Raw genomic sequence first — 9,697 nt, 5'->3', positions numbered from 1 at the left:
GTCGAAGGCTTCAAGATACGCCCAGACATCCGCTTCAGTCCAATCTGCCAACGGGTTGAACTTGGCAATGTTGCGCGCACCGTCATGCTCTTCTTCATGCAGCTCGACGCGGGTCACCGATTGCTCGCGACGCTGCCCCGTCACCCACGCGCTGACATCTTTCAACGCACGATTCAACGGCTCGACCTTGCGAATCCCGCAGCAACTCTTGCGCAGATCGACACTTTCGTAGAACGCGTTCAAACCGTGATCGCGGACGTATTCGTCGACCGCGTCCTGCTGCGGATGAAGCTGCTCTATGTCGTACGCGTAACGTTCCTTCACGCGGTCGATCATGCCGAGCGTTTCTGCATGCAAGCGGCCCGTATTCAGCGAAAAGATGCCGATCCCGACCCCACGCGAAAGGATCGCGTGGGTCAGCAACATGTCTTCGGCGGCGAGGCTGCTGGCTAGCTTGACGTGCTCGTGCCGTTGCGCGATGGAATCGAGCAGTGCGTCGAGACGATCAATTTTGGCTTGCAGTTCGGGTGTCATGCAGACACTCCCAATTTCACTTCGCCACGGCGCCGGAACAACGGCACCGGTTGATCCACCGCGTTCTGATAGGGAATGGTCAGCTCGCCGAATGCGTTCAGCGCGTCGTGAATGTCCTTGTCGGCGCGAACGGCGAAGGCATCGAAACCGCAGCGCGCGTGAAACCACAACTGATCGCGCAGCACGTCGCCAATGGCGCGCAACTCGCCCTTCCACTGATAACGTTCGCGTAGCAAGCGGCCAATGCTGAAACCCCGGCCATCGCTGAACTTCGGAAAATCGACGGCGATCAGCGCGAGCTTGCCAAACTCTTCGACGAGTTCCGCCGGTTCGTCGTCGGGCGCGAGCCACAGACCGAACGGATCCTTCGTGTGCGCACAGGTCAATGCGCGCTTATGTTGTTTCCACCATGTGAACGGGACGATCACCTTGCCGGGCAACAGCGCGTCCACGGCGGGCATCGTGCCGTCTTCAGCGGCGCGGATCACGGTCCAGTTGTCTTCAACCACTTCGCGATTCTTGATAATCAAAGTCATGTAGGGTCCCTGGTTACGCATGCGCCGGCTGGCGCGACGCGTACACGCGTTCCTTGAAAGGCGCAATGCCGATACGGCCATACGTCTCGATGAAGCTCTCGCCTTCAAGGCGATTTTCGACGAACGTATCGATCACGCTCGACACCACGTCCGGCATCTCGTGCGCCGAAAACGACGGTCCGATCACGCGGCCGAGATGCGCACCCGTCGCGCCTGTGCTTTGCTCGCCGCCAAGCGTTACCTGATACCACTCGGAGCCGTCCTTATCGACGCCAAGTACACCGATATTGCCGACGTGGTGATGACCGCACGCGTTGATGCAACCCGAGATATTCAGCGACAGATCGCCCAGGTCGTACACGTAATCGAGATCGCTGAAACGTTGCTGGATGGCTTGGGCAATCGGGATCGACTTGGCGTTGGCGAGCGAGCAGAAATCACCGCCCGGGCACGCAATGATGTCGGTGAGCAAGCCAATATTCGATGTCGCAAACCCCAGCGCCTTTGCACGTTCCCACACTGCGTGCAAATCGCGCTTCCTGACGTTCGCGAGAATCAGGTTCTGCTCATGCGAGACACGGATTTCGCCGAACGAATATTCGTCCGCGAGATCGGCAACCGCTTCCATCTGTTTGTCCGTGGCGTCGCCGGGCGCAATGCCCGTAGGCTTGAGCGACAACGTCACCGACGCGTAACCCGGCACCTTGTGCGCGCGCACGTTGCGTTCGACCCAGCGCGAGAACGGCTTGCTATCGATGAGATGCTGTTCGTACGACGTGTCTGTCGCCGGCAACTTTTCATACACCGGCGGTGCGAAGAACTGCGACACACGCGTGAGCTCCTCTTGCGTGAGCGTCGCCGGGCCATCCTTCAGGTGGACCCACTCTTCTTCCACTTGCTGCGCGAATTTCTCGGGGCTTAGCGCCTTCACGAGAATCTTGATCCGCGCCTTATACATATTGTCGCGACGACCGTAGCGGTTATACACGCGCAGCACGGCTTCGCAATACGACAGCAAATGCTGCCACGGCAGATCTTCCTTGATCACCGCGCCAACGATCGGCGTGCGTCCCAACCCACCGCCCGCAAGGATGCTCGCAACCACTTCGCCTGCGTCGTTCTTCTTCAAATACACGCCAAGATCGTGAATCTGCGTGGCAGCGCGATCTTCCACCGATCCGCACACAGCGATCTTGAATTTGCGCGGCAACCACGCGAATTCCGGGTGAAAGGTCGACCATTGGCGCAGGATTTCGGCCCACGGACGCGGATCGACGATTTCATCGGGCGCCACGCCCGCGAACTGATCGGCGGTGATATTGCGGATACAGTTGCCCGACGTCTGAATGGCGTGCATCTGGACCGACGCGAGCTTACGCAGGATTTCCGGCGTTTGTTCGAGCTCGATCCAGTTGAACTGGATGTTGGTACGCGTCGAAAAGTGGCCGTAGCCGCGGTCGTGTTCCCGCGCGATGGTGCCCAACATGCGCAACTGGTCGCTGCGCAAATTGCCGTAAGGGATCGCTATGCGGTGCATGTACGCGTGCCGCTGCAGGTAAAGACCATTCTGCAGCCGCAGCGGGCGGAACTCTTCTTCGCTCAACTCGCCGGACAAGCGGCGGCGCACTTGATCGCCGTATTGGGCGACGCGTTCGTCGACGATTTTCTGGTCGATCTGATCGTATTGATACATTCGGGGGCCCCAGTTTGCATTGGTATTCCGTCGTACGCCGTCCTAGTCACGCCGCACGTCGATATCAACAGAGTCGTTGCGCCGGCCGCCGTTCAGGCCGTCCGGTGATTTGCTTATGACAAATACCGATATCGATAGTGGAAAAATTGAGTTGATCCTAATAAACTTCCTATATATTGCAAACGACTGATAAATTACTTTGATATGCCGGTGGGTTATATATGAATCTGCACCAGTTCCGGTTCGTCCGGGAAGCCGTCCGCCAGAACTTCAACCTCACCGAGGCTGCCAAGGCGTTGTTCACCTCGCAGCCGGGGGTATCGAAGGCCATCATCGAACTCGAGGACGAACTGGGCGTCGAGATTTTTCGACGACACGGCAAGCGCGTCCGGTCATTGACCGAGCCGGGGCGGATCATCCTGGCATCGGTCGAGAAGATCTTGCAGGAGGTCGAGAGCCTGAAGCGCGTCGGTAAAGATTACGCCGCGCAGGATCAAGGCAATCTCGTGATTGCCGCGACGCACACTCAGGCGCGCTACTCATTGCCGACCGCCATTGCGGAATTCAAGAAGCGTTTTCCGAAAGTCCACCTTGCAATTCTGCAAGGTAGTCCGACGCAAGTCGCGGAAATGGTTATCCACGACCAGGCGGATATCGCCATCGCGACTGAAGCAATCGCGAATTATAAGGAATTGGTGTCATTGCCGTGTTTCCAGTGGCAGCATCTCGCCGTCATGCCGCCGGATCATCCATTGCTGGAACGCAAGCAACTGACGCTCGACGATCTCGCCCAATACCCGATCATCACCTACGACAACGCCTTCGCCGGCCGCACGAAGATCAACCAGGCATTCGCGTTGCGCGGCCTGACGCCGGATATCGTGCTCGAAGCCATCGACGCCGATGTGATCAAGACCTACGTTGAACTGGGTCTCGGCGTAGGAATTCTCGCCGATATCGCCTTCAACCCGGAACGCGACAAACATCTGCGCGCGATGCCGGTCGGCCATTTGTTCGGCACGAACGTCACGCGGCTCGCGCTCAAGCAAGGCGCGTATTTGCGCAGTTATGTCTACACGCTCGTAGAACTCCTTTCGCCTTCGATGAACCGCAAGCTGATCGAGCAGGCGTTGTCCGGCGAGCACGAGAGCTACGAGCTTTGAATTCGACGCGACAATTTTCGAACAGCCGAATTTTGTAAGCCTCAAACTCCCCCGTTCAAAAAACCACGCTACGGAGACCCTCCAATGAAGTTGTCGAAGTTCATGTGCTCAGGCCTCACCTTCGGCGCGCTCGCGCTGTTCAGCGCGGCGGCCAGCGCCGAGTTGAAAGTGGGCATCGATTTATCGAGCACCGGGCCGGCGGCCGCTATCGGCATCACGAGCAAGAACGCCATGCTGATGTGGCCGAAGACCATCGCGGGGCAACCGGCCGAGTACATCATTCTCGATGACGGCTCCGATCCGGGCGCGGCCGTGCGCAATATCCGCAAGCTGATAACCGAAGATAAAGTCGATGTCATCGTCGGGCCGAACATCACGCCGGCCGCGCTTGCTGCGCTGGACCCCGTGGCGGAATATCAGACGCCGATGATCACGCTCATCGGCTCGGCTTCGGTTGTGGAGCCGCAGGAAGGCAAGAGAGTGTGGGCATTCAAGATGGCCCAGACCGACCGCGCGATGGCCGACGTCATGACCCGCACGATGGTCAATCGCAATGTCAAGACGGTCGGTTTCATCGGTTTCGCCGATGGTTACGGTGAAAGCTGGTTCAACGAGTTCTCGAAGTTTGCCGAGCTGCGTCACATCAAGGTGGTTGCAAACGAGCGCTTCAATCGCACCGACGCGAGCGTGACCGGACAGATTCTCAAGCTGATATCGGCCAAGCCGGACGCCGTGCTGATTGCGGGCGCGGGAACGCCGACGGTGCTGCCGGAACGCACGCTGATCGAGCGCGGATACAAGGGCGCGATTTATCAGACCCATGGCATCGCGACGCCGGAATTCATCAAGCTGGGCGGCAAGGACGTGGACGGTACCCTGTTCCCGACGCAACCCGTCGTGGTCGCGCGAACGTTGCCGGCCGATCATCCCTCGAAGAAGGCGGCGCTGGCTTTCGTCGACGCGTATGAAGCGCAATACGGCAAGGGCACGGTCACGCAATTCGCGGGCGACGCAGCCGGTGTGTATCCGCGTTTGCAGGATGCGGTGGCGCGGGCGCTGAAGACGGCCCAACCCGGCACGCCTGAGTTTCGCGTGGCGTTGCGCTCGGAACTGGAACATGCGCATGAACTCGTGGTGCCGAACGGCGTGGTGAATACCAGCGCCACCGATCACGTCGGCCTCGACCAGCGCGCAAGCGTAATGGGCATTATCAAGAACGGGCAATTCACTTATCTGAGCCAATGAGCTAAGCCGCTGGGTTAGACCGATCAGTTAGACCGGTGACTTGTGCCCAGGGGTCGCGCTGCATCGTTCAACTCAATGGAATCGATCGAAACCTACGATTCCGGCAATCCAAAGGCTTGCCGGATCAATCGATTTCCGACATAATCGCTGACTTGCCGGCTAGGTCAGGTTTATTCGATCGGAGTCGGCCAGTTGAAAAAACTGCGTGCCCGGGTGGTGAAATTGGTAGACGCAGGGGACTCAAAATCCCCCGCCGCAAGGCGTGCCGGTTCGATTCCGGCCCCGGGCACCACATGAAGTTCCGCAGAATTCCGAGAAGTATCGAAAGCCGCACGCCTATCAGGGTTTGCGGCTTTTTTGTTTTTGGTCCCGGGACTCGTCGCCGCTACGAGCGCGTGTCATTCGTTTGCGCTCGTCTTCACGCTCCACGCGTCAATGACATTGCGGCATGCCGAACACGATCCAGACACCTCGTTTGTTTCACCCGCGCCAAACCCCGTCTCACAACCAGATATCATGTGCGCACATTAAACCTGCAGCGCTGGAGCATCCATGGCCTCATTCCCCGAAAGCGTCAGCATGGCGCTATTTTGCGACTTCGAAAACGTCGCGCTCGGCGTGCGCGACGCGAAGTACGACAAGTTCGATATCAAGCCAGTGCTCGAACGGCTCTTGCTGAAAGGCAGCATTGTGGTGAAGAAGGCGTATTGCGACTGGGATCGATACAAGGGCTTCAAAGCCGCCATGCATGAAGCCAGTTTCGAACTGATCGAAATTCCGCATGTGCGCCAGTCAGGCAAGAATTCGGCTGATATCCGGCTTGTCGTCGATGCGCTCGACCTCTGTTATACGAAGTCGCACGTCGATACGTTCGTCATCATCAGCGGGGACTCGGATTTCTCGCCGCTCGTGTCGAAGTTGCGCGAGAACGCAAAGAAAGTGATCGGCGTGGGCGTGAAGAATTCGACTTCCGACCTGCTGGTCGCGAATTGCGACGAATTCATTTTCTACGATGACCTCGTGCGCGACCAGCAACGCGCCCAGGCCAAGCGTGAAGCACGCGAGTCGCGCGAAGCGAGTGTGGCGGCATCGGCGTCCAACAAACGTCCGTCCGACGAAGACCGCCAGCCCAAGCAGGAACTCGAGTCACGCAAGGCAAAGGCAATTGCAATCGCTGTCGAAACGTTCGACGACCTCGCCTCCGAGCGCGGAGAAAGCGGCAAGATCTGGGCGTCGGTGCTCAAGAGCGCGATCAAGCGGCGCAAACCGGATTTCAACGAGTCATATTATGGGTTTCGCGCATTCGGCAATCTGCTCGAGGAAGCGCAGTTGCGCGGCCTGCTCGAAGTGGGCCGCGATGAAAAATCGGGTGCGTTTGTGTTTCGGACGCAAGCGACTTTGAGTGCCGAACCGGTCAGGGAAATTGAAGCTCCAGCCGTATCCGTGCCAGCGCCCGCGCCGGAGGAAAACAGACCGAAGCAGAAATCGGGCGGCGAGAGGAATCGTCGCAAGGGTCGCAATGTCCGGCCGCAAGTGTCCGAGCCCCTCTTTGATGAACCGCAGCCGGTAGTGGTCGAGCAATCGCGGCCATGGCCGTCGGCATTTGTCGTCGAGACGGATACCGAAGAGCATCTTGACGAAGCGCCTATGCCAATCAGCGAAGAGCAGGAAGCGCGCGAAGAGCTGGAGGCTTTTGAGGCCCGTCAACAGCAAAAGCCCAAACGAGGCGGAACCGCGCGGCGCGGCCGCCAGGTCGCTGCGAAGAAGGCGGTAGTGGAAGGTTCCGCGACCCGTGCGGAGGAACCCGCGCTTTTCGAACCAATCGCAATCGTTGATCAGCCGGAACCTTCCGACGCGGCCGATGTGCCCGATGCGACCGCCGATGCTCCCGCCGCGAAGACGCCGCGCAAGACGGCCTCCCGTCCCAGGCGAGCCAAGAAAACGACGCCGAGCGAAGAGTGAGTCTGGAAGCGCCGTCGCGATCGTGCGGCGGCGGGTGATAAAAAGCGCCCGACGCGAGGACGCTTGTCATGGGCGAAGCGCGTTCACGCGGCTTGTCAGAGCGGGCACACATGGCAAGCCGCCGACGACCTGGAAAGACCTGATTACGGTGACACAAAAACAATGCGGGGACGCGCTTAAAGCACGTCCCCGCATTTTCACGTAACGCAGGTGCGAGTCCTGGGACAAATGCACCTAGTCGCGCTGCTCCTTGCCGCTCGTTGCGACTTAGTGCTTCGCGCCCTTGTCGTCCGTGCCCAGTGAAGATGCCGCTGCGGCCGCCGAGGCGCCCTTCAGGTGCGACGCCTTGTCTTGCTGATGCAGCGTCGTACCCTTGTGGTGGTGCGGCTTTTTCACTGCAGATGCTGCGCTGTCGGCAGCTGCGCCGCTAGCGGATTGAGCCATCGCCGATCCGGCGAATGTGAGAGCCAGTGCACTGACCAAAGCAACTTGCGAGAACATCTTCATTGATGGATTTCCTTCGAATGGTAATAAATAGTTACAGCACGCGTTAAGGCACGTCATTGTTGTTCGAAATGATCAATGTTTCAACGATTTCAGTTTTTTGTGTCGTAAATTGGTCGTAACGAGCTTCAGGCGCCGCTGGACTGGAGCGGGCGGTTCTGCTGGGTGAACGGGGTTGTTAAAATGACCGCCCTAATCGCTTTCACCGCCCCGATGGATCTCGAACGCATTCTCTTCACGCAGGGCTTCGGCTCACGCCGGCAATGCCGCGCGCTGATCGCGGATGCACGCGTGACGATCGCGGGCATCCCATGCACCAATCCGTCCGCGGTCTTCGCAACCGCCGCGCCGGCTGCGCTTGAGTTCGAGTTCGAAATCGATGGCGTGCGCTGGAAGTATCACGAGAAGGCGTATCTCGTGATGAACAAGCCGCCAGGCTACGAGTGTTCACGCGATCCGCAGCACCACTTGAGCGTCTTTGACCTGCTCCCGCCGCAGTTGACCGAGCGCGGCGTGCAATGTGTCGGCCGGCTCGACCAGGACACCACCGGCCTGCTGCTTCTCTCCGATGACGGCGCATTCGTCCACTCGTTCACATCGCCGAAACGCAAGGTGCCGAAGGTCTATCTCGCGACCACGCGCCATCCGCTCGATACCGCGCAACTCGACGCTCTTCGCAACGGCGTCTTGCTGCACGGCGAACCGCAACCCATCGCGGCCGTCAGTGCCATCCCGCGCGACGACCATGTGCTCGAACTAACGGTGCTCGAAGGCAAGTATCACCAGGTCAAGCGGATGGTCGCGGCGTCGGGAAATCGCGTGGAAAAGCTGTATCGGGAACGTATCGGCGGGTATGCCCTGCCGGATGATCTCGCCGAAGGTCAATGGCGCTGGCTCGACGAAGCGGACCTCATGCGGCTCAAGGAAAGCTGACCAGTCGCAAGCAACGCCCGGGTCACGTCGAGGTAACGCAGACAACGGCAGCGTCGACGGCGCTCCCGGACGTGGCGGGATGATTGGCACCCATCGATCGTTTCGATTCCGCAAACCCGGTGTGCCGCATCGCAGCATGCCTTTGATCGGACGTAAACCTATACTGAGGTAACCACTGTCAAAAGAACCGGGGAGGCCCACCATGGCCGCTCAGATGCCCATTGCAATGATCGCCTTCGTGATCGCGAGCGGGCTGTTCATCGTGGCCTTGGTTGTCATCATGCACCGGCGCCACCGCTATCAACCGAACCTGATCGGGGTCCTGGTCGGCGCCCTGTTGTGCTTCATCCTGTTCGAAACGTTTCCCGCGCTCATGTGACCGCGCGGATCGTGTGGATAAACGCGTCGATCGTCGGATAGCGCAGCGTGTAGCGCAATTCCTCGCGTAGTCGCCGATTATGCAAGCGCCGGGACTCGCGCATGAACGACAGCATCATGGGGTCGAGTTGCGCTTCGGCTTGCTCGCGAGAGACTCGTGGCGCGCGCGGCAGGTTGAATGCATCGGCGATACGGTCGAAATACTCACCCATCCGCATTTCACTTTCGTCCGATGCGTGTATCACGCGTTGCGCCTTTGCACGCCGGATCGCCACCACGAGGATGGCCGCGAGGTCGTCGGCGTGGATGTGGTTTGTGAACACATCGTCGGCGGGCGCGAGCGCGGGTGTGCCCTTTTCCAGGCGGGCAAGCGGCAGTCGATTGGCCGCGTAGATGCCGGGAATGCGCAGTATGGATACGTTTAGCATGCCGCGTTGCGCGGCACGGCGCAGTTGCGTTTCCGCCGATACCCGCCGCTTCGCCCGCGCGTTGTCAGGATGCACCGGCCGCGTTTCATCGATCCACGCCCCGCCGCAATCGCCATAAACCCCGGACGTGCTCGCATAGATCAAGCGCACGGGAGGCCGTATCGGCGGCCTGCGTCCGGCGTCGCGATAAGCCCGCTCGGGTACAATAGGTGCGCTTTTCAGGGTGTTGATGCGCTTGCTTGTCCCCGAATGCGGACCTCGAAGCGGACCTCGCTGGGGGCCTGATCGCGAGGTGCCGGCGAAGGTCGCGCGGAACCATCC

The 9,697-nt window shown here is 59.6% G+C and carries 10 protein-coding genes and 1 tRNA gene; 6 read left to right on the top strand and 5 right to left on the bottom strand.

The features are described from left to right. From WCA53_RS24285 to WCA53_RS24275, 3 genes are all read right to left on the bottom strand, one after another. Positions 1-534: phosphoadenylyl-sulfate reductase (locus tag WCA53_RS24285; protein ID WP_423916443.1), on the bottom strand; the 534-nt coding region annotated here is incomplete at its 3' end. After that, positions 531-1,070, bottom strand: a complete 540-nt coding sequence (locus WCA53_RS24280; RefSeq protein ID WP_423916441.1) for a DUF934 domain-containing protein — start codon at positions 1,068-1,070, stop codon at positions 531-533. The genes WCA53_RS24285 and WCA53_RS24280, both read right to left, overlap by 4 nt. Positions 1,071-1,083: 13 nt before the next feature. Then, on the bottom strand, positions 1,084-2,763 hold the full coding sequence (locus WCA53_RS24275; RefSeq protein WP_423916439.1) for a nitrite/sulfite reductase: 1,680 nt from the start codon (positions 2,761-2,763) through the stop codon (positions 1,084-1,086). A 221-nt stretch (positions 2,764-2,984) separates the two neighbouring features. On the opposite strand from WCA53_RS24275, the gene WCA53_RS24270 reads away from it, so the two are divergent. From WCA53_RS24270 to WCA53_RS24255, 4 genes are all read left to right on the top strand, one after another. After that, positions 2,985-3,926, top strand: a complete 942-nt coding sequence (locus WCA53_RS24270; protein ID WP_423916437.1) for a CysB family HTH-type transcriptional regulator — start codon at positions 2,985-2,987, stop codon at positions 3,924-3,926. A gap of 84 nt (positions 3,927-4,010) precedes the next feature. Then, a complete protein-coding gene (locus tag WCA53_RS24265; RefSeq protein WP_423916435.1) occupies positions 4,011-5,171 on the top strand; it encodes an ABC transporter substrate-binding protein in 1,161 nt (386 codons plus the stop codon). 207 nt (positions 5,172-5,378) lie between these two features. After that, positions 5,379-5,463 (top strand) — tRNA-Leu (locus WCA53_RS24260). Between the two features lie 260 nt (positions 5,464-5,723). After that, entirely contained in the window at positions 5,724-7,133 is a 1,410-nt protein-coding gene (locus WCA53_RS24255; RefSeq protein ID WP_423916433.1) for an NYN domain-containing protein, read from the top strand. Positions 7,134-7,400: 267 nt separating this feature from the next. Here the strand turns inward: WCA53_RS24255 and WCA53_RS24250 are convergent, their stop codons facing one another. Further along, entirely contained in the window at positions 7,401-7,640 is a 240-nt protein-coding gene (locus WCA53_RS24250; RefSeq protein WP_423916431.1) for a hypothetical protein, read from the bottom strand. A gap of 210 nt (positions 7,641-7,850) precedes the next feature. Here WCA53_RS24250 and WCA53_RS24245 point away from each other — a divergent pair, with 210 nt between their 5' ends. After that, positions 7,851-8,570, top strand: coding sequence for a pseudouridine synthase (locus tag WCA53_RS24245; RefSeq protein WP_423916446.1), 720 nt, complete (start codon positions 7,851-7,853; stop codon positions 8,568-8,570). A 202-nt stretch (positions 8,571-8,772) separates the two neighbouring features. Beyond that, on the top strand, positions 8,773-8,949 hold the full coding sequence (locus tag WCA53_RS24240; protein ID WP_423916429.1) for a hypothetical protein: 177 nt from the start codon (positions 8,773-8,775) through the stop codon (positions 8,947-8,949). Here the strand turns inward: WCA53_RS24240 and WCA53_RS24235 are convergent. Next, positions 8,942-9,697 (bottom strand): NAD-dependent epimerase/dehydratase family protein (locus tag WCA53_RS24235; protein ID WP_423916427.1); only part of this gene is annotated, 756 nt, incomplete at its 5' end. The two genes, WCA53_RS24240 and WCA53_RS24235, sit on opposite strands and share 8 nt — an antisense overlap.

This window comes from Caballeronia sp. (genome assembly GCF_049581465.1).
Taxonomy (GTDB): Bacteria; Pseudomonadota; Gammaproteobacteria; order Burkholderiales; family Burkholderiaceae; genus Caballeronia.
This window is presented reverse-complemented; position numbering and strand designations above follow the sequence as displayed.